The organism is Variovorax sp. RTB1, from assembly GCF_035018765.1.
Taxonomy (GTDB): domain Bacteria; phylum Pseudomonadota; class Gammaproteobacteria; order Burkholderiales; family Burkholderiaceae_C; genus Variovorax.
The window spans coordinates 88,672-112,906 of sequence record NZ_JASJXG010000006.1 but is presented as its reverse complement, the minus strand read 5'-3'; the positions used below and the strand labels follow the sequence as shown (position 1 = coordinate 112,906).

Here is a 24,235-nt window from a genome sequence, read left to right as displayed (position 1 = left end):
CACATGACCTCAAAATACTTCCGCCTCGCACTGGCACTGGCCGCGCTCGGCGCGCTGTCATTCAGTGCCCAAGCACAGCTAGTGATCAGCGACACGCTCACAGGAACATCCTCTTCCTATAACTGGAAGAGCTTGAATGGGGCGTGCCTCACTGCCGGAAACAACTCGGTGATACCGCCGGCGACCTCGCCCATCATCCCCGCGTGTGTCGGGTTGGCCTACTACAGCGGCAAGACACAGGTTGGCGGTGTGAGCGGCAGGTTGCCGGATGCAGCAGGCAGCGGCGCCCTTCGCCTGACGAATGGCGACACGCAAAACGGCGGCTCCAATGGCGACAACCAGACCGGCGCCATCGTGTCCAACTTCACCTTTCCCACCACGCAAGGACTGCAGGTCACCTTTACCACGGCCACGTATGGCGGCGACGGCGGCACCGGAGCGGACGGCATCAGTTTCTTTCTGTCCGACGGCAGCCAGGCGCCCTCGGTGGGCGGCCTGGGTGGCAGCCTGGGCTACAGCTGCTCCAACGTGAACGGCTCGTACAACGGCGTCGTCGGGGCCTACATCGGCGTTGGCATCGACGAATACGGCAACTTTTCAAATAGGAACGACAACACGAGCAGCGGACCCGGCTTCCAGGCGGGCCGAATCAGTCTGCGCGGCGCCGGCTCCACAGCGTTCGCATCGCTGTCGACCTCGCCAGCAACCAGCGCTTATTACCCCACGACGCTCAACGCGAGCGACCAGCAGTCGGCGGTGCAAAACACCTGCAGGACGGGAACGATCTGGAACTACAGCGGCAACAAGATCGGCAACGTCAACAACAAGAACGACACGACGATCCAGCTCGCATACAACTATCCGTTTTTGCTTGGCTCCAATTTGCCCGCGGGGTTCAGCCTGTCCAATCAGCAGGGAATGAACATGCCTGTGCGCGGCAATGCAACGCCGATCACTTACGGCTTGAAACTGACGCAGGACGGACTGCTCAGTCTCTCTTACAGCGTCAACGGTGGCATTGCGCAAAACGTACTGACAAACCAGTCCATCACTGCTTCGAACGGCCCGCTACCTGCGTCTTTCAGATTCGGCTTCTCCGCAGGCACCGGCGGCTCCAACAACGTGCATGAAATCATGTGCTTCAAGGCAGCACAGATCAACGCTGCTGCAAGCTCGGCCGGCATCAATATCCAGCAATCGGCCAAGGTGCAAGTCGGCACGCAGGTCTACCTTGCCTATTACCACCCGGTGAACTGGTGGGGCCAACTGACTGCGCAAAATCTTGTCGAAGACGCAACGACGTCGACAGTCTCGATCAATCCGGTCGCCAATTGGGACGCGAGTTGCGTCCTCACAGGCGGCGCCTGCAGCGCCACGGGTGCTGCCAGCACCCCGGTGCAGGGATCCTCGTCACGCAACGTTCTGACCTGGAACGGCAGCGCAGGCATTCCGCTGCTGTGGCTCGGCCTCTCCGCCGCGCAGAAAAGTGCACTGGACCCGACGGCTGGAACAACAGCCACCAGCTCGACGCGCCTGGACTACCTTCGAGGTGATCGAACGCAAGAAATTGGCGGCGCGGCCAACGGACCTTTCCGCGCGCGAAACAGCGTGCTCGGCGACATCGTCAGCAGCAGCCCGACATGGGTCGGGGCACCCAACCTGCCCTACAAAGGCATCTGGAAAGACGCGCTCCGCCCGACCACGAGCATGCCAGAGGGATCGAGCTACGGCGCCTACGCGACGAGCAATGCGACGCGGACCAACGTGGTGTACGCAGGCGCCAACGACGGCCTGCTGCACGGGTTCCGGGCCGGTGCCTACGACTCGAGCGGCAACTTCAACACTGCCGCTGCCAACGATGGCAATGAACTACTGGCATACATGCCGGCGCAGGTCCTCAACACCATCCACGCCACGCCACCCACAGCCGCCTCGCTCGACTACTCCTCGCCCCAGTACAGCCACAACGCCTTCGTGGATGCCACGCCCGGCACGGGCGATCTCTACTATCAGGGGGGCTGGCACACCTGGCTCGCAGGTGGCCTGGGCGACGGCGGCAATGCCGGCGGCGTCATCGGCGACAACACCACGGTGGCAACCGGCGGCCTTTACGTCCTCGACGTCACCAACCCGACAAATTTCAGCGAGGCGAATGCCGCCAGCCTGGTCATCGGCGACTGGACTTCCACCTCTGCGAGCCTGACCTGCCCGACCGACACCGCCGGCACCTTTTGCCGCGACAACCTCGGAAGTACTTTCGGAACCCCCATCATCCGCCGTCTGCACGACGGCAATTGGGCTGTTATTTTTGGCAACGGCCTCAACAGCAAGAGCGGCAAGGCGGGCGTGTTTGTAATGACGGTCGACCAGACCACCGGTGCGAAGAGCTTTCGCTACCTCGACACCGGTGTGGGCACCGCTACTGCGCGGAACGGCATCGCCTACGTCGCCTCCGCCGACCTCGATGGCGACCACATCACGGACTATCTGTACGCCGGCGACGTGCTCGGCAATATGTGGCGCTTCGATGTGACCGGCGCAACCGGGGGCAGCTGGTCAGCGCGATCGACGCCGATCTTCAACACTGGTGGACTTCCCATCACCACGCGCGCGACGGTCAATACCGCAGCCACGTCTTCAGGCACGGCACGGGTCATCGTAGGTTTTGGGACCGGCCAGATCTTTCCGCAAACACAGACTGCGGCTGCGACTCCCGTCAGCGGCACCCAATACATATTCGGCATCTGGGACTGGGACATGGCCAGCTGGAATTCGCTCAGCGGTGTTCAATACAGCAGCCTGACTGCGCCGCAAACTGTCAACGCCGGCGTATTGCAAACACAGACTACTGCGACCCTCGCCTACACCTCCGGTGGCATCTCGGGCGTCCGTACCGTGACGCAATATCCAATCTGCTGGAAAGGCGCCACCACCTGTGCGGGCGGCAATACCCAGTTCGGCTGGAAACTCGCGCTTCCGGGGACTAACGAGCAAGTCGTATACAACCCCGTGCTTTCGGATGGGATGTTCGTGGTCAACACCGCCATCCCCGGCGCCACGCAGGCGCTGACCTGCGGTTCACAGCCCGCTTCCGGCTACACCATGGCGATTACTGCAGACACTGGCGCGGCAGCGACATCGTCTTACTTTGCAGACGCCAGCAACAATTACGTCACCACCAACGGATTGGTATTGAGTGGTGTGGGATTAAGCGCAGTGGGTTCGCCATCGTTCGTGACAACTGCGACCAAGAAATATCTCGTCAATCAAACTGTCAGTGGCGTCGGATCGGTCACTCAAGTCAATCCCGGCGCCAATAGCAAAGGCGGACGGGTGACGTGGATCAAGCTGCGATGATTATGACTTTCGCAAAGAAGCCAAAAGGAATACAGATGCATCTGGTGCGCAACTTCATTCACCGCCGCAACCGCGCCTCTAACAGCGATTGCGGCTTTACGCTGATCGAACTGATGATCGTTATTGCCATCGTTGGCATACTTGCGGCCATTGCATACCCTGCCTATAACCAATACGTTTTAAAAGCGCGACGCACTGATGGCCGAAATGCCGTGCTCGATCTGGCAAGTCGACAAGAGCGTTTTTTTAGTGTGAATAACACTTACAGCTCGAGTCCAGCCGCGTTGGGATACGGTGCGACCGCATCTACGTTTCCCGTCTCTGTTAGCGTGAGTGGACAGAGCTATTACACACTTACAGCCACCATTTCAAGCGCTCCTTCCGGCTTCGTCGCTATTGCTATTCCGGTATCACCGCAAACCGCGGATACCAAGTGCTATTCATTTCAGGTGGATCAATCCGGCGCTCAATCTAATCTGGACAGCGGCGGCAGCGCGTTGTCGACGACGGGTTGCTGGTGAAGCGCCAAATTTAAGGCGAGACCTTTAAGAGGCCAGCTAACTGCTGCGGTTGGGGTTGCCATGCTCTGTGTGCCGGCAGTGCATAGATATGCCGCACGAACGGCCTCAATTGCGCATTGCAAATTTCTTACTCTATACCCCATTTACGGTAGCGAGCGAAAAAGTAACTTCAGTATCGCATTGATTTTCAAATAGCGGCGTTCTTTCTATCTAATGCGCGTCCGACAATCCATAACCTGTTGATTTTGTCGATGATTTCGGGATTTTCCTTGGGACGAATTGAAAGTGGTGCGTCCGACATACGTCTCTTTTCGATGAGATGTTTCGATAGTCCGCCCTGAACAATTCAATTTAAAGCGTGGACCGTTGGATCGAATCGGCATAGCGCGGCTAACAGCTTCGCTCCCGCAGCTTGCTGTTTGGTCTGCAGGTACACCTAGCCACAGAAGTACTGCCAGTACGGGTTCTCGATCCAAGTATTGACGACGGCTTCGTCCAAGGCATCGAAGGTGTGCTGCAGATAGCGCAAGCCAGCAACCAGCCGGGGGCAACGCGGGCCGACTTCGTCCCGAGGGGAAGGACACGGCGAAGTTGCGTTCGAGCTCGCTCCAATCGATCAGACCGGCCAGGCGAACCAGCGCATGCTTCAGATCGAGCAGTTCATCCAGGCGGTTGATGAACAGGGCCTCGGTGCGGGGCGAAGAAGACCTGGGCCCCATCGAAATACATGGCCGAAATTTGCAGGGGAACTGCATTGCCCGACGCATCATCTTGCGATTCGTGCCTCGGGCAAACACCGGGATCACTTAACAAAATCAGAGAGTTTGTGATCGTTCAGGGCGGACGACCGAGATTGCCGAACTGCTGCGCTGGCGGGGAAGGTGCCGGAGAAGGCGGATTAGCGCCCGCCGGCGGGCGGGCGGTAAGTTGCCACGCCCATGAAAAAGCCGCCCGAAGGCGGCTTCCGTTTGAGACTGTCGGAGATTACAGACCGCCCAGTGCGGCTTGGCGGCAATTTGCCGGGAGAAACTTATAGGCGGCAGACGAGCTTCCACCGCACGACCAGCCGAGGATGGGGGTAGTAGGCGAAGCGGCGAACGCGCCGGTCCGGCCAGCATCCGTTGTAGGTTGAAGCGTGAGCGTGGTCGTATCGGCCGCAGAACCCGTGCCTTGAATTGTTCCGACGACAGCTCCGGTGGTTGCCGTTACCGCCACGGAGGAGACAAACTTTGTCGCGTTGCTGGAGCAACCAGCCGCAGCGAGGGTCGCCGGCATCGCATTGTTCGAAGTGTAGTACTCCGTCACGGAAGTCTTGCAATTGCCCAGGGCAAGCATCACTTCCGTCACTTTCGCACGCACCGTGTAATCCTGATAAGCCGGCAAAGCCACAGCAGCCAAGATACCAATGATCGCCACGACGATCATCAATTCGATAAGCGTGAAACCCTTTTGCACATTGCGTGCGATAGAACGACGGTTCATTTGAGAAACTCCATGTTGGTTGATAGGCCCGGGAACCTCCCCGGTGCGCTTATCTATCCGCAGCATCTGTGCCACCCTGTCGGCCTCGTCCCACAGCCAAAATCTGAGTACTTGTTCACGCCCGGGTTACAACGTGTGACAGAACTTGTTGCTTTTGCCTTACGGTCGCATGACAAATTTTGTCACCGTGACCAGATCTGTCGGCCTCAAAGCGTCAGAAGCGCCGCAGCCTCCAGCCACCGAATATCCCGCTGCTCCAACCCATGCATTTCCCAGCCCTCGGCAAAGGCGCCGATTTGGCTCATGATTTCTTCGGTTTCGGCGGGCTTGGTGTGGGTGATATAGATCGGGTAGGTCTTGCCTCTGGCGATCTGCGCAAGTTCGTCGGCCAGCGTGGCGGGCGACAAGTGCAGGCTGCGTTGGGCCAGTGCCTGCTCGCGGTTGCTGAAGGCGGTTTCAATGACCAGCATGGCGACGTCGAGTTCGTTCACGCGCTTCCAAAACGGCGCGTTGCGCTCGGTGTCGCCGCTGAATACCCAGTGCTTGCTGCCTTCGACGCAGCGAATGGCGTAGCCGCAGGCCGGTACGGTGTGCACGGCCGGCAAGACTTCGATGTGTTTAAGTCGCCGCGTGCCCAGCGCCAAGGTCTGACCGACATTGAGATCGTGGAAGGTGACGAAGGGCGACTCGGTGCTCGGTATGTTCGCAAAGTCGGGCCAGATCACGTTGTTGAACATGTGGGCGCGCAGGGCCTCGATGGTGGCGCGCAGCGCATGCACGCGCAGGGGCTGGCTTCTGCGGCTGGCAACGGCATCGATCATCAACGGGAGTGCAGCGACGTGGTCGAGGTGCGAATGGGTCAGCACGACGTCGTCGATGGCCGCCATTTCTTCGAGGGTGAGATCGCCCACGCCGGTGCCGGCATCGACGAGCAGGTCGTCGTCGATCAAAAACGAGGTCGTGCGGCAGCCTTTGGCAATAGCGCCCGAGCAGCCCAACACGCGCACTTGCATTTTTTGAGGCCCTCTAGATTTTTGCCGTCATTTGGATTCGAACCGGGTTGCGCCGTCCCAGTCGGGATCTTTGGGGCGCAACGCCATCGAGGCTAAACGCTCGGCGTACAGCTGGTAAAGGACTTTTTTGACCCCGGGCGCTAGCAGCGGCGTCAAAAGCGAGCGGCCCGCGGCCCAGTCTTGCGCGCGGTAGGCCGTCAATACTTGCTGCCAGACGTCGAGCCCGGCGCGGCTCGTTTTGGCTGCCGCAGTGGCCCGGCCCAGGGGCTCGAAGATGGCCACGCTCTGGGCCTTGCCCTTGACGCGCACGCGGTCGAGCTCTTGCCAGACGTAGGCGGGGGCGGCCTGGCGCGTCGCATCGCTCACCACCACTTCGGCACCGTAGATGCCGCTCAGGCTCTCGAGCCGCGACGCCAGGTTGACGGCATCGCCGACCACCGTGTAGCTGCGGCGCACGGCCGAGCCCATGTCGCCGACGCTCATCACGCCGGTGTTGATGCCGATGCCCACGCTGATGGCCGGCTGGCCGCTCCCGCGATGCGCATCGTTGATGGCGTGCACGGCAGCCGCCATTTCGAGCGCGGCCGCCACGGCCAGGTCGGCATGGTCGGGCGTGTCGACGGGCGCTCCCCAAAAGGCCATGACGCAATCGCCCATGTACTTGTCGACGGTACCGCGGTGTGCGCTGATGATTTCTGTGAGCCGGCTGAAAACGCCGTTCAGGAACTGCTGCAGCTCGGTCGGGGCCATGCGCTCCGACATTTCAGTGAAGCCGCGCATGTCGCAGAACAGCACCGTGAGTTCCTTGCTGACGGCTCGCATGCTGTAGCTGCCGGGCGAGGCCAGCATCTCCTGCACGAGCTGCGGCGGCACGTAGGTGCCGAAGAGTTGCGCCAGGTTGCGCCGCTCCCGTGCTTCGACGAAGTAGCCCCAGCTCAGGTTGAGCACGAAAGCGACCGCGCACATGACCAGCGTTGCCGCGAGGGGCAGCACGAGCCCAGCATCGACGTAAAGCCAGGTGTTGAGCCCGACCACGACCGCCACCGTGGCGGCTGCGATGAACACCGCCCGCGCGGCCGAGACGATCGACAACCCCAGCGCGAGGATGAGACCGGTGATTGCGATCAACAGCACGTCGTAGCCGGCAGCGTAGTCCGGCTTTTCTGGCAATCGGCGATCGAGCAATCCTGAAATGATGTTGGCATGCACTTCCACGCCAGGGAAGGCGGCGCCTACCGGTGTCGAGCGGAGGTCTTGCAGGCCGGGCGCGGTGGCGCCGATCAGCACGATCTTTCCCTTGAGTTCGCCCGTGGCGAGTTTGCCGCTGAGCACGTCGGCTGCCGGTACGTATCTGAAGGATCCGCCGTGCGCGCCGCCCGGTCCGCGGTAAGGCACCTGCAAGCTGCCCCTGGCATCGACCGGAAGGCGCAAGAACGACTTGCCAATTGGCCCTTTCGAACCATTCGCAAGGACCAGCGCGCCATCCTTGACCAAGAGCGCGGGCATGCCGTTGGCCCGGCGATACACGGCAAGCCCTAGCGATTCGTAGTAGCCCGCTTTGGCGGCGGTGCCTTGGTACTGCGCAAGAACCGGGGCGGCGCGCACGATGCCGTCTGCATCGGTTTCGATCAACACGTTGAGAAAGCCGGCGTGTGCCGTCGCGTCTGCGAGCAGCGCGATGCTGCCGCCAAAGCCGTTCCAGGATGTCGCGCGCTGCGCGCCGGGGGGGAAGGCATCGAGCGCAAAGACCGGACTGGGCAACCAGCCCATGCCGCGTGGCTGGGTGGTCTGCGTGAAGTAATAACCGAGCGCGACCGGCCTGCCTTTGAGCACGTTGGCAAAAATCGCGTCGTGGTCCAGCTCGGGCGCGAGTTGATCGACTTGCTCTTTCAACCCCGGAACGTCGCGCAGGGGACCGGCTGCGATCTGCCGCAGTGCAGCCAGTCCGGAGCTGCCGTCGGGCTCGGCGAACATGACGTCGAACCCGAGAACAGAAGCTTGCTGACGATCGATCAGTTCTGTCGTCAGCGCGGCGAGCGTGTCGCGGCTCCAGGGCCACTGGCCGTATGCCTGCAGGCTGGGGTCGTCGATGTCGACGATGACGACGCGCGGGTCGAGCGTGCGCGGCAGCGTCGCGCGGAGCCGAACGTCATAGATCGACAGATCCAGCCGCTCGACAAAGGAAAACTTGTAGACGCCGGTGGCGTGAATCAGCGCCAGCAAAACAGGCAACAGCGTGATGGCGACGCGCGGCCAGTGTTGCCCTACCGTTGCGACCGCGCTTTTGGCGGTCACCGCAAGGCCTGATGAAAGTCAGGCGTTGACGAACTGCATCTTGGTGCCGCCGAGCTCGAGCACGTCGCCGTCTTGCAATGCGACGGCTTCGGTGCCGAGGGGCTCGCCATTGAGCGTGGTGCCGCCATCGATCGGAGCCACCACGTAGCCCTGAATGCGGCGCGTGACAGCGGCGACAGCAACGCCAGGTTTGCCGATGGTGGTGACGACCTTTGCCAGCGAAAGTTCGCGGCCGGCACCGGTGCCAGACAGCACGCGGATGACTGCAGAGTTGACCGCACCGCCACCGAGTGGCGCTGAAACCGTCGGCGCGGAGCTGAGCGGAATCGGGGCAGACGGGTGAGAAATGGACGCTGGCTTGGTCGGCGCAACGGCTTCAGCGGCGCCGGCAGCCGACAGGTAGCGGATCTTGTACTTGCCGACTTCGACGACGTCGTTGTGCTCCAGCGCCTGCTTTTTGATGGCACGCGCGTTGACGTAGGTTCCGTTGGTGCTGTTGAGGTCTTCAAGATAGACATCGGCGCCGATCATGTGGAGCACGGCGTGCTCACCGCTGATCGCCAGATTGTCGATGACGATGTCGTTGTACGGTCGCCGACCCAGGGTAGTGCGGTCTTTGGCGAGCGTCACTTCCTTGATTACGACACCATCGATCGAAACGATCACTTTCGGCATGGCCGACTCCTGAATGAAGGACGCTGAACTCTTGGGGAACCGTCAATCCGCAGCTTCTGGCGCCGCAGCGCCGTTTGCACGGGCCAGAACAACTGAAATGTTATCCCGTCCGCCATTGTCGTTTGCAGTTGCAACCAAAAGTGTTGCTTTCTCCGACAGTCCGATATCTCGTGACAGAAGCGTGAAAATCTGCGCGTCGGAAACCATCTCGCTGAGACCATCGGAACACAGCAGGAACAGGTCGCCGGGCAGGGCGTCGTGCTCATGCATTTCAAGTTCCACGTGCCGCTCGATGCCAAGCGCGCGGGTCACCAGATTGCGGTGCGGCGACTGCGCTGCCTGCTCTGGCGTGATGGCTCCGGCGTCGAGTTGTTCCTGCAGCAAAGAGTGGTCGCGTGTGAGCAGATGAAGTTGCTCTTCGCGGAGCCGATAACAGCGTGAATCGCCGATGTGGCCAACGATGGCGCGGTTGGGTCCGAACACCGAAACGACCAATGTCGTGCCCATTCCCTGCAGTTGCACATTAGCAACACCCGCCTCCAGAATGGCCTGGTTTGCCTCGTCGACGCCCGCTTGCATCGCCCGGCGCATAGCGCGCGGATGTGCTGAGGGGCCGGAATGCGCCAACCAGCGCCCGAAGCTGGCTTGCAGCAGCGCGATCGACATGCCGCTGGCGACTTCGCCGCCGTTGTAGCCGCCCATGCCGTCCGCCAGGATCGTGAGGCCCAGGGCCGCGTCGAATGCGATCGCGTCTTCGTTGTTGGCGCGCACACGGCCGGAATCGGTCAGCGAAGCGTAGTCCCAGGTCAGCGTGCTGGCGGCGGCGGAAGAAGTGGCAGCAATGGTCACCATAAACAGGATTCAGGCTCCGAAATCAGTGGGCGGCGACGTGCGTCCGCTTTTGCAAAAATCGTCCGGCAAGGACCACGAAAGCCGCTCCCAAAGCGGCGCCGACGTAGTGCAACCAGGGCATCCCGGCCAGCGTGTCGCGCAACGTGACGTCACTGACGATGGTTTCGCCGCCGACCCAGCCGATGAGGGCGGCGCCGAGCATGACGATGATCGGGAAGCGTTCCATCAGTTTGATCATGAGCGTACTGCCGAATATGACGAGTGGAATGCTGATGGCCAGGCCCAAGATCAGCAGCGTGGTGTCGCCCTGTGCAGCAGCGGCCACCGCGATCACATTGTCCAAGCTCATGACCAGATCGGCGATGAGGATGGTGCGAACGGCAGTCATCATCGTGCCATATTCCTTACCTTCTCCCTCTTCTTCGTCACCTTCGCTTAACAATTGGACGCCAATGTAGAGCAGCAGCAGCCCGCCGACGATCTGCAGATACGGCAATGCGAGCAGCTTTGCAGCGACCACGGTGAGTGCGATGCGCAACACGACTGCGGCGCCCGAGCCGAACAACACGGCCTTCTTTTGCTGCGCCAGCGGCAGCGATCGGGCAGCCATGGCGATGACCACGGCGTTGTCGCCCGACAAGATGATGTTGATCCACACAATCTTGAGCAAGCCGATCCAGAAATCAGCGCTTTGAAGCAATTCCATGTGTTGTCTCGTCTTTTGTAAATCGAAAAAAGCGCTCGCAACCTGAATTGCGAGCGCTTAGTTCGTCGGGTCGCTGCAAAAAGCAGAGGCTTTTTACAGGCGAGCCTTCAGCAGCTTGGCCAGTTCGGAGAAATTGCGCGTCACGGTAAAACCGCACTCTTCCATGATGGCGAGCTTGGCGTCTGCCGTGTCGGCACCGCCGGAGATCAGCGCGCCGGCGTGGCCCATGCGCTTGCCGGGGGGCGCAGTGACACCGGCGATGAAACCGACGATCGGCTTCTTCATGTTGTCCTTGCACCAGCGGGCCGCGTCGGCCTCGTCCGGACCGCCGATTTCGCCGATCATGATGACCGCGTCGGTGTCGGGATCGTCGTTGAAGGCCTTCATCACATCGATGTGCTTCAGGCCGTTGATCGGGTCGCCGCCGATGCCGACTGCCGACGATTGGCCCAAGCCGATTTCGGTCAGTTGCGCCACGGCTTCATAGGTCAACGTGCCCGAACGGGACACCACGCCGATGCGTCCCTTGCGGTGGATGTGACCCGGCATGATGCCGATCTTGATTTCGTCCGGCGTGATGAGGCCGGGGCAGTTGGGGCCGAGCAGCAGCGTCTTCTTGCCGCCGGCGGCTTCCTTGGCGCGCATCTTGTTGCGCACTTCGAGCATGTCGCGGACAGGAATGCCTTCGGTGATGCAGATCGCCATGTCGAGGTCGGCTTCGACAGCTTCCCAGATCGCGGCGGCGGCGCCCGGTGGCGGCACGTAGATCACAGACACGGTCGCGCCGGTCTGCGATGCGGCTTCCTTCACCGAGCCGAAAATCGGGATGCCGAAGATCGACTCGCCGGCCTTCTTCGGGTTCACGCCGGCGACGAAGCAGTTCTTGCCGTTGGCATATTCCTGGCACTTTTCAGTGTGGAACTGACCGGTCTTGCCGGTAATGCCTTGGGTGATGACTTTGGTGTCTTTGTTGATGTAGATCGACATGACGTTTCCTTAGACTTTCTTGACTGCTGCCACGACCTTTTGGGCCGCGTCCGCCATGGTGTCGGCGCTGATGATGGGCAGGCCCGAGTCGGCCAGCAGTTTCTTGCCTTCGACTTCGTTGGTGCCCTTCATGCGCACGACGAGCGGAACGCTCAAGTTCACTGCCTTGCAGGCTGCGATCACGCCGGTAGCGATGGTGTCGCACTTCATGATGCCGCCGAAGATGTTGACCAAGATGCCCTTGACGTTCTTGTTCTTCAACATGATCTTGAAGGCTTCGGTCACCTTCTCGGGGGTGGCACCGCCGCCCACGTCCAGGAAGTTGGCCGGCTCGCCGCCGAACAGCTTGATGGTGTCCATGGTGGCCATCGCCAGACCGGCACCATTGACCAAGCAGCCGATGTTGCCGTCGAGGCTGATGTAGGCCAGGTCGAACTTGCTGGCTTCGACTTCGGCCGGGTCTTCTTCGTCGAGGTCGCGCAGGGCGACCAGTTCAGGGTGACGGAACAGCGCGTTCGGGTCGAAGTTGAACTTGGCGTCGAGCGCCTTGATGTTGCCGTTGCCTTCGAGGATCAACGGGTTGATCTCGACGAGCGATGCGTCGGTCTCCATGTAGATCTTGTAGAGCTTCTGCATCACGTCGACCGCTTGGGCTTGCGATGCTTCCGGCACGCCGATGCTGGCGGCCAGCTTGGTGCCTTGCTCGACGGTCAGGCCGAGGGCCGGATCGACGAAGTCGGTGTGGATTTTTTCAGGCGTGTCGTGTGCGACGCCTTCGATGTCCATGCCGCCTTCGCTCGACACGATGAAAGCGACCCGCTGCGTGGAGCGGTCGGTCACGGCCGAGACGTAATACTCTTTCTTGATGTCGGCGCCGTCTTCGATGAGCAGGCGGCGGACCTTCTGGCCTTCAGGGCCGGTCTGATGCGTGATGAGCTGCATACCGAGGATTTCGCCGGCGAGCTTTTTCACTTCATCGATCGAGCGGGCCAGCTTGACGCCGCCACCCTTGCCGCGGCCGCCGGCGTGAATCTGTGCCTTGACGACCCAAACCGGGCCGCCCAATTTTTGAGCGGCTTCCACCGCTTCCTGGACCGTGTAGGCCGGAATGCCGCGGGGGACCGGCACGCCGAACTTGGCAAGAATTTCCTTGCCCTGGTACTCGTGAATCTTCATGAGGGTGTTTCTCGGAAGGAGGTTGCGAACGGGGAGATCTGGAGACTGAATCGGCTGTTGTCCGCAGGCGACGGCAACCTGACGGCTGGGGGCGGCGAACAACCGCGGACTGTATCATGGTGCGCCGCATTAACGCGCACTTTGCGCTGCGGTCAATACGTACTTTCTCCTGACAAAAGCTATGGCCAAAGTCTTTATCGACGGTGAAGCCGGTACCACCGGTTTGCAGATTCGCGAGCGGCTCCAGAAGATGCCGCAAATCGAGGTCGTGAGCATCGCGCCGGAGCTCCGAAAAGACGTGAACGCCAAGCGTGACCTGATGGGCGGCGTCGATCTGGTGGTGCTATGCCTGCACGACGACGCGGCCATCGAATCGGTCGCGCTGATCGACCAGTTGCCGGGCAAGAAGCCGAAGATCATCGATGCCTCGACCGCGCACCGGACGAATCCGGCGTGGGCATTCGGCTTTCCGGAATTGGTGGCGGGGCATTGGCAGGTCGTGGCCAAGGCAGACCGCGTGGCCAACCCGGGCTGCTATGCGACCGGGTCGATCGCCATCGTGCGTCCGCTGGTCGATGCAGGGATCTTGCCGGCTGACTTCGCGATCGCGCTGCCATCGGTGAGCGGCTACTCGGGTGGTGGCCGGACCATGATCGAAGCGTATGAAACAGGCGACGCGCCGCCCTACGAGATCTACGCGCTGGGCCTGAAGCACAAGCACATCCCGGAAATCATGAAGTACACGGGACTCACGCGTCGGCCGGTGTTCATTCCGTCGGTAGGCAACTTCAAGCAGGGCATGCTGGTGCAGTTGCCGTTGCATCTGGACGACCTGCCGGGCAAACCGAAAGCGGGTGATCTACACGACGCGCTCGCCACGCACTACGCGGCGAGCAACACGCCCGAGAAGTTCGTGAAGGTGTTGCCGCCGACCGCCGACGGCAAGCTGGAGCCGACCGCGCTCAACGACACCAACGACCTCGAGATTCGGGTGTTTCCGAACGAGGACCATCGGCATGCGGTGGTCATTGCGCGGCTCGACAACCTTGGCAAGGGTGCCAGCGGTGCGGCGGTGCAAAACCTGAAGTTGATGCTGGGGCTTTGAGCCGGGCGCTCGGCTCTGCCGAGCAACTAGCGGGTGAGCCAGAGCCCGACGCCGAACAGCATCGCGTGCGCGCCGAGCGCGATCCACAGCAGTGTGTGCGAAGGCATGGCCATGTTGTGCAACGCATCGCCGACACGCTGATGCAGCATCGCGCGCAAAGCCGGATCTTCTTTGCCGGCTTCTGCGGGTGCGCTCGTTTCCCGCTGCGCTCGCCACTGCCGCAGCAAGTCAGACAGCGGTAGACGCTTGACCACGAAGGCGATGATGCGGCGCACCGCGCGACTGGTGCCGAGCGCCGGTGCGAGCTGGTCAGCCAACGCGTTGGCTGACAGCGCCTCGCCCGCGCGCTCAAGCGCACCATGGGCGCGAGGCATGGCCTCGATGCGGCCAGCGATGGCTGCCGACAGCCGCTCGCTCAAGCTGTCGCCATGCGCCGCGACGACATGCCTGAGCGCCCTGCGGCGCCCCTGCGCCACGCCGAGCATCACGTACAGCGGCACAAAAGCGACGAGCAGCACCGCCACCAGCAAGGCCGGAGAGGTGAGCAGCGCGAGCAGGGCACCGGCGCCGCCAGCCCGAGCCCCCGCCATGCCGGGCCCGTTGAGCCGGCCGACATACACAAAGAACAAACCGCCGCCCAGCAGCGATGCCAGCGCCACGCCGATGGCAACGGACCCCGCAAATGCCGCACCTGCTTTAAAGCCCGTTCGGGCGATGGACTGGGAGAAGGGTGTTTTTGTTTTCGACATGAGCTGCATTCCGATGTGTGACGACGCGGATCATGCCCGGAGGAACTCACTCATCGACGGTCCCTTTCAGGACCTTGGCCACGACGCCGCCGGCAAAGCCCCGCGCCATCAAAAAGCGCATCTGCTTGCCGCGCTCTTTGGCGTCGAGCGGTATGGCATAGAAGCGGCGCCCCCAAACGTCGCGGGCGCGGGCCAGCTCGGTGTCTTGCAGCCCAGCGACGGCCTGCGTGATTGCTTCTGAACCGATGCCCTTTTTCTGCAGCTCCTGGCGCAAGCGCATCGCGCCCATGCGCGGCGCTCGCTGGTTCAAGACCGACTGAACCACGCGCGGCTCGCTGATGAAGTCTTTGGCCTGAAGCTCGTCGAGCGCCGTCGCCAGCATGCCGGGCTCTTCTTCGTACTTCTTCAGCTTGCGTTCGAGTTCCGGCCGCGAGTGTTCGCGCTGACTCAGCAAACGCAGGGCGCGACCCTTGAGAGACGGGGCAGCAAAGGCCATGCGGAACCTGCGTCGCGCCGCTCTGCTTCTTACTTGTCGGCTTGCTCGGCTTTTTCGGCCTTTTCAGCCTTGGGCGCCTTCACCGGCTTGGCCTCTACCAGCTCGGCCAGGACAGGGATGCCCAGCGATTCGCGCACCTTGTTCTCGATCTCGCGCGACAGCGTGGGGTTCTCGCGCAGGAACTCGCGTGCGTTGTCTCGACCCTGACCGATTTTTTCGCCGTTGTAGGCGTACCAGGCGCCCGACTTGTCGACGATCTTGGCGGTCACGCCCATGTCGATGATTTCGCCTTCGCGGCTGATGCCCTCGCCGAACAGGATGTCGAACTCCGCCGTCTTGAAAGGCGGGCTGACCTTGTTCTTGACGACCTTGACCTTGGTCTCGTTGCCGATCGCTTCTTCGCCCTTCTTGATGGTGCCGATGCGACGAATGTCGAGCCGGACCGACGCGTAGAACTTGAGCGCGTTGCCGCCGGTGGTGGTTTCGGGCGAGCCGAACATCACGCCGATCTTCATGCGGATCTGGTTGATGAAGATGACCATGCAGTTGGTCTTCTTGATGCTGGCGGTCAGCTTGCGCAGCGCCTGGCTCATCAGGCGGGCCTGGAGACCGGGCAACGAGTCGCCCATGTCGCCTTCGATTTCGGCACGCGGGGTGAGCGCGGCGACCGAGTCGATCACGATCAAATCGACGGCACCTGAACGCACCAGCGAATCGACGATTTCGAGTGCTTGCTCGCCGGTGTCCGGCTGGCTGATCAGCAGGTCGGACAGGTTCACGCCCAGCTTTTGCGCGTACTGCACGTCGAGCGCGTGTTCGGCGTCGACGAAGGCGCAGGTGCCTGACTGCTTTTGCATTTCAGCGATGACCTGCAGCGTGAGCGTGGTCTTGCCCGAGGATTCCGGTCCGTAAATTTCGATGACCCGGCCGCGTGGCAGGCCGCCGACGCCCAACGCGATGTCAAGGCCGAGCGAGCCGGTCGACACAACCTGGACGTCTTCCAGCGCCTCGCCTTCACCGAGCCGCATGATCGTTCCCTTGCCGAACTGCTTCTCGATTTGAGCGAGAGCAGCCTGCAGTGCCTTGGCCTTTTCGCTGCCTGCGACCGAAATGCTGGTGCCTTTGACGAGTGCGTCCATTTGAGAATCTCCTTGAATATCAACGGGTTGGAATGACTTCGATCCATCTGCTTTTAACTACAGGCTGGATGCTTGAACAGTAGTGTAGAGGCTCATTGATTTAAGTAAACTCGTTTTTTAGTCAGTTTGATTTACCATTAAAGCCATGACTCCGGACCCCGAAAACGCATGGCGCCAAACCCATTTGGGCCGACTGCTCGGCCATGCGATGCGCCGCTTCGACGAACGCGTGCTCGCACTCATGGCACACGATGTCGACGTGCCGCTGGCGCTCTCGAATCTGGCTGCGCGCTCGCAGATCAGCGCGGCGCACATCCACATCACGCGTCACTTGGCACGCGATGGCGCGCGGCTCACGGCGCTGGCCGCGAGCGCCGGCATGACGAAGCAGGCCATGGGCACGCTGGTCGATCAATGCGAAGCCTGGGGCCTGGTCACCCGCGGCCCCGATCCGCTCGACGCGCGTGCACGCCGCGTGCAGTTCACCGCCGACGGGCTAGCCTGGCTCGAAGCTTTTCGCAAAGCCGTCGCGCAAGCGGAGGACGAGTTTCGTGCCAGCGTCGGAAACGACATCGCCACCGTGGTAACCATCGGCCTCGAAGCCTACGCCGCAGCCTAGAATTTGCGCAACAAGCCGGAGGTGGCGATGCGGATTCTGATTGCAGAAGATGACCAGGTGCTGGCCGATGCCCTGCTGCGCAGCCTGCGCACCTCGGGTGCGGCAGTCGACCACGTTGCCACCGGCTCGCAAGCCGATGCGGCGTTGATGACCAACAGCGAATTCGACCTGTTGATCCTCGACCTAGGTCTGCCCAACATGCACGGCCTTGAAATCCTCAAGCGCCTGCGCGCCCGTGGCTCACAGCTCCCGGTGCTGGTGCTCACCGCGGCCGACAGCGTCGAAGAGCGCGTCAAGGGCCTCGACTACGGGGCCGACGATTACATGGCCAAGCCGTTCTCGTTGCAGGAGCTCGAAGCCCGCGTGCGCGCCCTCACGCGGCGCGGAATGGGCGCCACCAGCAACGCCATCAAGCACGGCCCGCTGGTGTACGACCAGGCAGGTCGCGTGGCGACCATCGACGGCAAGATGGTCGAACTCTCGGCGCGCGAGCTTGGCCTGCTCGAAGTGCTGCTGCAGCGGGCGGGGCGGCTGGTGAGCAAAGACCAACTGGTCGAACGGCTGTGCGAATGGGGCGAAGAAGTGAGCCTCAACGCCATCGAGGTTTACATCCATCGCCTGCGCAAGAAGATCGAGAAAGGTCCGGTGCGCATCGCGACCGTTCGCGGCCTCGGTTATTGCCTGGAGAAGATTCCGGCGTGAAGCTCTTCCAGCGCGGCCAGCGCTCCCTGTTCGGGGAAATCCTCGACTGGATGCTGACCCCGCTGCTGCTGCTGGTGCCGGTCAGCATCGGCCTCACATGGCTGGTGGCACAAGGCATCGCCAACGCGCCCTTCGATCGCGCGCTGGAGTACAACGTGCAGACGCTGGCCAAGCTGGTCACGGTGCAGGGCGACCAAGTGCTGTTTAACCTGCCGCAGCCGGCACGCGAGATCCTGCGAGCCGACGACACCGACCACGTCTACTACCAGGTGCTGACGTCGAGCGGCGAATCGCTCGGTGGCGACCACGACATACCACCCCCACCCGAAGACGAGTCCGCCACCATCGGCTCGGTGCACATGCGAGATGCCGAGATGCGGGGCGCGACGGTGCGCGTGGCCTACACCTGGGTCCAGCCGCCGCTCGAAACGGCACCGCTGGTGCTCGTGCAGGTGGCAGAGACCCGCGAAAAGCAGCAGGTGCTGGCGACTGAAATCATCAAGGGCGTGCTGCTGCCGCAGTTCGCCATCCTGCCGCTCGCCATCCTCTTGATCTGGCTCGCACTCGTGCGCGCCATCAAGCCGCTGTCGGAACTGGAAGAGCGAATCCGCGAGCGCAAGCCCGATGACCTGAGCCCGCTCGACGATCGGCTGGTGCCGTACGAAGTCGCGCCTTTGGTCGCTTCGGTGAACGGATTGCTGACAAAGCTCAAGGAATCGATCGCCACGCAAAAGCGCTTTCTGGCCGACGCCGCGCACCAGCTCAAGACGCCGCTCGCAGGACTGCGCATGCAGGCCGATCTGGCGCAGCGCGAAGGCGCCAATGCCGACGAACTGAAACAGTCGCTCAAGCAGATCGGCCGCTCGAGCATTCGCGCGACGCACACGGTGAACCAGCTGCTCGCGTTGGCCCGCGCCGAAGGCGGCGCCGGTGCGCTGGCGTGGCAACCGTGCGACCTGGCGCGACTCACCGTCGAGGTCGTGCGCGAGGCAGTCCCGCGCGCGATCGAAAAGCGCATCGACCTCGGCTACGACGGCGTCGAGCCGGGTGCGCCAGGTGTCATGCTCGAAGGCAATGCGACGCTGTTGAAAGAGCTGGTGCGCAACCTGGTCGACAACGCGATCGCGTACACGCCGTCGTCGCCCGACAGGCCCGGCGTGATCACCGCGCGGGTGCTGGCCGATCCGTTCGGGCACATCGTGCTGCTGCAGGTGGAGGACTCGGGACCGGGTATTGCCGAGTCGGCGCGCGAGCTGGTGTTCGAGCCCTTTTATCGCGTGCTGGGCAACGAGGCCGACGGCTCGGGGCTGGGCTTGCCGATCGTGCGGGAAATCGCGCGGCAGCATCTGGCCACTGTCACGCTGGAGGACGCGCATCCGGGCGTGCAGTCGCCGGGTGCGCTCTTCAGCGTTCGCTTCGACACCGCCAAGCCCTGACGGGCTCAGCGCGCGACGCTGCTGTCAGTCGTCGACGCAGGGGTCGATGGCGCCGCCGTATCACCCTTGCGAATCTGCAGCATTTCGGGCCGCACTTGCTGGCTGAGCCGTTGCGGTTCGCGTTCGGTTCCGGCAGACGGCCCACCGTCGCCAGACCATATGAAATAGCCGAGGTTGATGGCGACCAACGCGAAGAAGACCCAGCGCAACATGGACTTCAGACCGCCGGCCCACGCGGGCGCACGCTGACTTCGGAACTGGAGATGGATTGCATGCCGTTCTCAGTATGCACGCGCAGTTCGCCACCCCAGCCGACGCCTTCGCAGCGGCCGACGGTGCCATCGCTGAGTTGCACTTCGCGCCCCTGCAACGCATCGCGCGCCGCGAAGCGTTCGGCGAAGAGCGCAAAGCCCTGCGCCTCGAAAGCCAGCACGTCGCGCAACAACGGCGCGACCAGCATTTGCAACACGGTCGGTGATGTGGCGTCGGGCAGCCATTGCTGCACCCAGGCCGGCGCCGTACTGAGGCCGGTCGCGTCTCTGGGGCCGACGTTCAGGCCGATGCCGATCACCAGCCAGCGCGAGGCCGCATCACCGATCGTGGCCTGCGGCAACGCGGTCTCGATCAGGATGCCACCGAGCTTGCGGTCATCGATCCATAGGTCGTTGGGCCACTTGAGGGCGAGCCGCGCAGCGCGCCGCGGATCGAGGCTTTCCGCCACGCTGACCCCGACCGCCAACGACAGGCCCGACCAGTCGCGCGGTGCCAGCGGCAAGCCGATCGAGAAGGTCAGCGACGCGGGTTCTTCAGCCACCTGCGCGCTTTGCCAAGGGCGTCCGAGGCGGCCGCGGCCGGCGGTCTGGCGTTCGGCGACGAGCAACACGGGCGCCAGTTGTCCGGCGCGGCCACGGCGCATCAACTCGGTGTTGCTCGAATCGATCTGTTCGACCACCTCGATGGCCATGTCGGGCCGCCACGGCGCCGTGGCGGCCGCCAGCTGATCCGGATTCCACGCGTGGCTCAGCGCCATGTCATCAGTCCTTGGTGGACTTGTCCTTTTTGCCGGAGCCCTTCGCCTTCCTGACCTTTTTTTCTGCCTTGACCTTGTCAGCTTTAGCCTTCTTCTTCGCCTTCTTTTTCTTCTTCTTTTTCTCGTCTTCCTTTGGCGCGAGCAAGGTGCCACGGCACGCCTCGGCACCACACCAGCACGGAAATTCCGCCAGCAACTCGGCCGTGTACGGCTCGTCGATCATCAGCCCGTAGTCGTAGTTGAGCTCTTCGCCCGCCGCGATGTTTTGCAACGCCTTGATGAAAACTCGGCCATCGGTTTCATCGGCCTCGCAGTTCGGCGCACACGAGTGGTTGATCCACTTGGATGCGTTGCCGTTGATCTTGCCGTCGATCACATGGCCGTCATCGATATGAAAGTAGAACGTGTGCTGCGGCTGGCTGGGGTCGTGAGGGTGGCGCCGGAGCGCTTCTTTCCAGCTGATGACTTCGCCCTTGTATTCGATCAGCGTCTCGCCCTCCGCGATGTCCTGCACGGCGAACACGCCGTTGCCATGAATGCCCGAGCGGCGCGTTTGTATGCGGCGGCCAGAGGTTGAAACGGGGGATTTGGTGGGCATCGCCGAAGTCTGATAGTTTGAGTAGGCACACATGCGCATGCGTGCGTACGCACGCGAGGCGCCGAGTATAGAGAGCACTCATATGACAAAGACACTGGTTATTGCAGAAAAGCCTTCGGTGGCTCAGGACATCGTCCGCGCGCTCACGCCCGTGGCCGGCAAGTTCGACAAGCACGACGAGCACTTCGAGAACGACACCTACGTGGTGACCAGCGCGGTCGGCCATCTGGTCGAGATCCAGGCGCCGGAGGAGTTCGACGTGAAGCGCGGCAAATGGAGCTTTGCCAACCTGCCGGTGATTCCGCCTCACTTCGACCTGAAGCCGGTCGACAAGACCAAGACGCGCCTGAACGCGGTCGTGAAGCAGGCCAAGCGCAAAGACGTGACGCAGCTCATCAACGCCTGCGACGCGGGCCGCGAGGGCGAACTGATCTTCCGATTGATCGAGCAGTACGCCGGCGGCAAGACGCCTTTGAACAAGCCGGTGCGCCGGCTGTGGCTGCAGTCCATGACGCCGCAAGCCATTCGCGATGGCTTCGACCACCTGCGAACTGAAAAGCAGATGCAGGGCCTGGCCGACGCCGCACGTTCGCGCTCCGAGGCCGACTGGCTCGTCGGCATCAACGGCACGCGGGCCATGACGGCATTCAACTCGCGCGACGGCGGTTTCTTTCTGACAACCGTGGGCCGCGTGCAAACGCCCACGCTGTCGGTAGTGGTCGAGCGCGAAGAACAGATCCGCAAGTTCGTCTCGCGCGACTACTGGGAAGTGCACGCGAGCTTTGCGGCCGAGGCCGGCGACTACCCAGGCAAGTACTTCGACCCAGCGTGGAAGAAAGCGAACGCGCCGCTCCTGCCCAGCGGCGAGCCGGATGCAGAGCAGCGCGCCGATCGCGTCTGGAACGAGCGCGACGCGCTGGCCATCGCCCAGGCCGCGCGCGGCAAGCCCGCCACGGTCACCGAGGAAAGCAAGCCGAGCACGACCGCCAGCGGCATGTTGTTCGACCTGACCTCGTTGCAGCGGGAGGCCAACAGCCGCTTCGGCTTCAGCGCGAAGACCACGTTGTCGCTGGCGCAGTCGCTGTACGAGCGCCACAAGGCACTCACCTATCCGCGGACCGATTCGCGCGCCTTGCCCGAGGACTATCTGCCCGTCGTGAAGGACACGATGGCGATGCTCGCCAACAGCGGCATGAAGCACCTCGCGCCATTCGCCAAGCAGGCGATCGACGGCAACTATGTCAAGCCGAGCAAGCGCATCTTCGATAACGCCAAGGTGTCGGATCACTTCGCGATCATCCCGACGCTGCAGGCACCGAGCGGCCTGTCGGACGCCGAACAAAAGCTGTACGACTTCGTGGTGCGACGCTTCCTGTCGGTGTTCTTCCCGAGCGCTGAGTACCAGATCACTACGCGCATCAGCACCGTGACCGAGGCCGGCAAGAAATACGCATTCCGTTCCGACGGCAAGGTGCTGGTGAAGCCCGGCTGGCTTGCCATCTACGGCAAGGAAGCCGCTCAAGACACAGACGAAAAAGACGGCAAAAACCTTGTGATCGTGAAGCCCGGAGAAGTCGCGCGAACCGAATCGTGCGACGCCAAGGCGCTCAAGACGCGGCCACCCGCGCGCTACTCCGAAGCCACGTTGCTGGGCGCGATGGAAGGCGCCGGCAAGACCATCGACGACGACGAACTACGGGAAGCGATGCAGGAGAAAGGCCTCGGCACGCCTGCCACGCGGGCGGCCACGATCGAAGGACTGATCGCCGAGAAGTACATGCTGCGTGAAGGCCGGGAGCTGATCCCGACCGCCAAGGCGTTCCAGCTGATGACGCTGCTGCGTGGCCTCGGTGTCGAGGAGCTTTCGAAGGCGGCGCTGACCGGCGAGTGGGAATACAAGCTGGCGCAGATGGAAAAGGGCGCGCTGACGCGTGCCGCGTTCATGCTCGAGATCGCCGAGATGACGCAGCACATCGTCAAGAAGGCCAAGGAGTACGACCGCGACACCGTCCCAGGCGACTACGCGACACTCGCGACGCCCTGTCCCAACTGCGGCGGCGTGGTCAAAGAGAACTACCGGCGCTACACCTGCACCGGGCTGCCGGACAAGGAACCTTGCGGCTTCTCTTTCGGCAAATCGCCGGCGGGCCGCACTTTCGAAGTGGTCGAGGCCGAAGCACTGCTTCGCGACAAGCACATCGGACCACTGGAAGGCTTCCGGTCGAAAGCCGGCTGGCCGTTCACCGCGGAGATCGTCCTCAAGTTCGACGAAGAAGAAACGAAGAACTGGAAGCTGGAATTCGACTTCGGCGACGACAAGAATGCGGAGACCGGCGAGATCGTGGACTTCAGCGGCCAGGAGTCGCTCGGGCCGTGCCCGATCTGTGCGTCGCGCGTGTTCGAGTACGGCACCAATTACGTCTGCGAAAAGTCGGTGCCGACCGTCGAACAGCCGACACCGAGCTGCACTTTCAAGAGCGGCAAGATCATCCTGCAGCAACCGGTGGAACGCGCGCAGATCGAGAAGCTGCTCGCCACAGGCAAGACCGACTTGCTCGACAAGTTTGTCAGCATGCGCACGCGCCGCGCCTTCAAGGCTTTCCTGTCGTGGAACAAGGAAGAGGGCAAAGTGAGCTTCGAGTTCGAGCCCCGCACGTCGAAGTTTCCGCCGCGCAAGACTTTTGCCAAGGCGGCGCCGGCTGCGAAGAAAGCTACAGCAGGCGCTGCGGCCAAGGCAGCAAAGGCAGCAAAGGCACCGGCGAAGAAGACTGCAGGCACGACCGCTGCCGCCAAGAAGGCGGCGCCCAAGGCGCCACGCAAGCCGGGCACCGGCCTGAAGCCGAGCGATGCGCTGGCTGCCGTTATCGGCGCCGAGCCGGTCGCGCGCACCGAAGTCATCAAGAAGCTGTGGGATTACATCAAGGCCAACGGCCTGCAGGATGCAACCAACAAGCGCGCCATCAATGCCGACGCCAAGCTCAAGCCAGTATTCGGCAAAGACCAGGTGACGATGTTCGAACTGGCGGGTATCGTGGGCAAACACCTGAGCGCCTTGGCGCCGTAATGAAACGAACCTTCAGTAACCGTCTCATGAAATACATCTTTTCCGCCTTCGTCTCCATCGTCGCCCTGTGCGCTGCTGCGGGCTGCGCGTCAGGCAACACATCGCAGGGAAGCAGCGCCGCGACAAGTGCTAGCGGCGGCAGCGGCATCCAGGTGTTCGGCGTGATCGACGCCAGCGTCTCCCACACCACGACCAAGTCGATCCCAAGCCGCTAAGAACCGCAGAGGCTCGAC

At 62.4% G+C, this 24,235-nt stretch carries 22 protein-coding genes and 1 pseudogene; 8 read left to right on the top strand and 15 right to left on the bottom strand.

Going from position 1 to position 24,235, the window contains the following annotated elements:
• Window positions 1–3 precede the first annotated feature (3 nt).
• A complete protein-coding gene (locus tag QN397_RS06635; protein ID WP_323500467.1) occupies window positions 4–3,357 on the top strand; it encodes a pilus assembly protein in 3,354 nt (1,117 codons plus the stop codon).
• Entirely contained in the window at window positions 3,354–3,878 is a 525-nt protein-coding gene (locus QN397_RS06630) for a type IV pilin protein (RefSeq protein ID WP_323500466.1), read from the top strand. Before QN397_RS06635 ends, QN397_RS06630 begins: the two co-directional genes overlap by 4 nt.
• A gap of 439 nt (window positions 3,879–4,317) precedes the next feature.
• Here the strand turns inward: QN397_RS06630 and QN397_RS06625 are convergent.
• The 9 genes and pseudogenes from QN397_RS06625 to sucC form a co-directional block, all read right to left on the bottom strand.
• Window positions 4,318–4,597, bottom strand: a pseudogene (locus tag QN397_RS06625) (transposase); the annotation flags it as partial.
• Between the two features lie 265 nt (window positions 4,598–4,862).
• Window positions 4,863–5,360 (bottom strand): pilin, encoded by a 498-nt coding sequence (locus QN397_RS06620; protein WP_323500465.1) that lies wholly within the window; start codon window positions 5,358–5,360, stop codon window positions 4,863–4,865.
• A 206-nt stretch (window positions 5,361–5,566) separates the two neighbouring features.
• A complete protein-coding gene (locus QN397_RS06615) occupies window positions 5,567–6,373 on the bottom strand; it encodes a 3',5'-cyclic-nucleotide phosphodiesterase (RefSeq protein WP_323500464.1) in 807 nt (268 codons plus the stop codon).
• Window positions 6,374–6,400: 27 nt separating this feature from the next.
• Window positions 6,401–8,668 carry an adenylate/guanylate cyclase domain-containing protein gene (locus tag QN397_RS06610; RefSeq protein ID WP_323500463.1) on the bottom strand — a complete coding sequence of 756 codons (2,268 nt, stop codon included), beginning with the start codon at window positions 8,666–8,668 and terminating at the stop codon, window positions 6,401–6,403.
• A gap of 18 nt (window positions 8,669–8,686) precedes the next feature.
• A complete protein-coding gene (locus QN397_RS06605; RefSeq protein WP_323500462.1) occupies window positions 8,687–9,343 on the bottom strand; it encodes an FHA domain-containing protein in 657 nt (218 codons plus the stop codon).
• A 42-nt stretch (window positions 9,344–9,385) separates the two neighbouring features.
• Window positions 9,386–10,195: a Stp1/IreP family PP2C-type Ser/Thr phosphatase gene (locus tag QN397_RS06600; protein ID WP_323500461.1), complete on the bottom strand. Its 810-nt coding sequence runs from the start codon at window positions 10,193–10,195 to the stop codon at window positions 9,386–9,388.
• Between the two features lie 22 nt (window positions 10,196–10,217).
• Entirely contained in the window at window positions 10,218–10,901 is a 684-nt protein-coding gene (locus tag QN397_RS06595) for a TerC family protein (protein ID WP_323500460.1), read from the bottom strand.
• Window positions 10,902–10,994: 93 nt separating this feature from the next.
• The gene (sucD, locus tag QN397_RS06590; protein WP_187053641.1) at window positions 10,995–11,888 is read right to left on the bottom strand and encodes a succinate--CoA ligase subunit alpha; all 894 of its coding nucleotides are present in this window, start codon (window positions 11,886–11,888) and stop codon (window positions 10,995–10,997) included.
• A gap of 9 nt (window positions 11,889–11,897) precedes the next feature.
• Entirely contained in the window at window positions 11,898–13,064 is a 1,167-nt protein-coding gene (gene sucC, locus QN397_RS06585) for an ADP-forming succinate--CoA ligase subunit beta (RefSeq protein WP_187053642.1), read from the bottom strand.
• 181 nt (window positions 13,065–13,245) lie between these two features.
• Here sucC and argC point away from each other — a divergent pair, with 181 nt between their 5' ends.
• Window positions 13,246–14,169, top strand: a complete 924-nt coding sequence (argC, locus tag QN397_RS06580; protein ID WP_323500459.1) for an N-acetyl-gamma-glutamyl-phosphate reductase — start codon at window positions 13,246–13,248, stop codon at window positions 14,167–14,169.
• A gap of 26 nt (window positions 14,170–14,195) precedes the next feature.
• Here argC and QN397_RS06575 read toward each other — a convergent pair whose 3' ends face one another.
• The 3 genes from QN397_RS06575 to recA are packed head-to-tail and all read right to left on the bottom strand — an operon-like array spanning window position 14,196 to window position 16,553.
• The gene (locus tag QN397_RS06575) at window positions 14,196–14,918 is read right to left on the bottom strand and encodes a hypothetical protein (RefSeq protein WP_323500458.1); all 723 of its coding nucleotides are present in this window, start codon (window positions 14,916–14,918) and stop codon (window positions 14,196–14,198) included.
• 46 nt (window positions 14,919–14,964) lie between these two features.
• The gene (recX, locus tag QN397_RS06570) at window positions 14,965–15,414 is read right to left on the bottom strand and encodes a recombination regulator RecX (protein ID WP_323500457.1); all 450 of its coding nucleotides are present in this window, start codon (window positions 15,412–15,414) and stop codon (window positions 14,965–14,967) included.
• Between the two features lie 29 nt (window positions 15,415–15,443).
• Window positions 15,444–16,553: a recombinase RecA gene (gene recA / locus QN397_RS06565; RefSeq protein WP_323498300.1), complete on the bottom strand. Its 1,110-nt coding sequence runs from the start codon at window positions 16,551–16,553 to the stop codon at window positions 15,444–15,446.
• A 145-nt stretch (window positions 16,554–16,698) separates the two neighbouring features.
• On the opposite strand from recA, the gene QN397_RS06560 reads away from it, so the two are divergent.
• From QN397_RS06560 to QN397_RS06550, 3 genes are read left to right on the top strand one after another with little or no spacing between them, the layout of a single operon-like run.
• Window positions 16,699–17,172 carry a MarR family winged helix-turn-helix transcriptional regulator gene (locus tag QN397_RS06560; RefSeq protein ID WP_187053647.1) on the top strand — a complete coding sequence of 158 codons (474 nt, stop codon included), beginning with the start codon at window positions 16,699–16,701 and terminating at the stop codon, window positions 17,170–17,172.
• 27 nt (window positions 17,173–17,199) lie between these two features.
• On the top strand, window positions 17,200–17,874 hold the full coding sequence (locus QN397_RS06555; protein ID WP_187053648.1) for a response regulator transcription factor: 675 nt from the start codon (window positions 17,200–17,202) through the stop codon (window positions 17,872–17,874).
• Window positions 17,871–19,310 (top strand): sensor histidine kinase, encoded by a 1,440-nt coding sequence (locus tag QN397_RS06550; protein ID WP_323500456.1) that lies wholly within the window; start codon window positions 17,871–17,873, stop codon window positions 19,308–19,310. Before QN397_RS06555 ends, QN397_RS06550 begins: the two co-directional genes overlap by 4 nt.
• A 5-nt stretch (window positions 19,311–19,315) precedes the next feature.
• Here the strand turns inward: QN397_RS06550 and QN397_RS06545 are convergent, their stop codons facing one another.
• From QN397_RS06545 to QN397_RS06535, 3 genes are read right to left on the bottom strand one after another with little or no spacing between them, the layout of a single operon-like run.
• Entirely contained in the window at window positions 19,316–19,522 is a 207-nt protein-coding gene (locus tag QN397_RS06545) for a sporulation protein (protein WP_323500455.1), read from the bottom strand.
• Window positions 19,523–19,527: 5 nt separating this feature from the next.
• A complete protein-coding gene (locus QN397_RS06540) occupies window positions 19,528–20,340 on the bottom strand; it encodes a biotin--[acetyl-CoA-carboxylase] ligase (protein WP_323500454.1) in 813 nt (270 codons plus the stop codon).
• A 4-nt stretch (window positions 20,341–20,344) separates the two neighbouring features.
• Complete coding sequence (locus tag QN397_RS06535; protein WP_187053652.1) at window positions 20,345–20,938, bottom strand: SET domain-containing protein; 594 nt, start codon at window positions 20,936–20,938, stop codon at window positions 20,345–20,347.
• Window positions 20,939–21,020: 82 nt separating this feature from the next.
• Here QN397_RS06535 and QN397_RS06530 point away from each other — a divergent pair, with 82 nt between their 5' ends.
• Both QN397_RS06530 and QN397_RS06525 read left to right on the top strand, forming a co-directional pair.
• Window positions 21,021–24,002: a DNA topoisomerase III gene (locus QN397_RS06530; protein WP_323500453.1), complete on the top strand. Its 2,982-nt coding sequence runs from the start codon at window positions 21,021–21,023 to the stop codon at window positions 24,000–24,002.
• 26 nt (window positions 24,003–24,028) lie between these two features.
• Window positions 24,029–24,217 (top strand): hypothetical protein, encoded by a 189-nt coding sequence (locus tag QN397_RS06525; protein ID WP_187053654.1) that lies wholly within the window; start codon window positions 24,029–24,031, stop codon window positions 24,215–24,217.
• The last annotated feature ends 18 nt before the right edge of the window (window positions 24,218–24,235 follow it).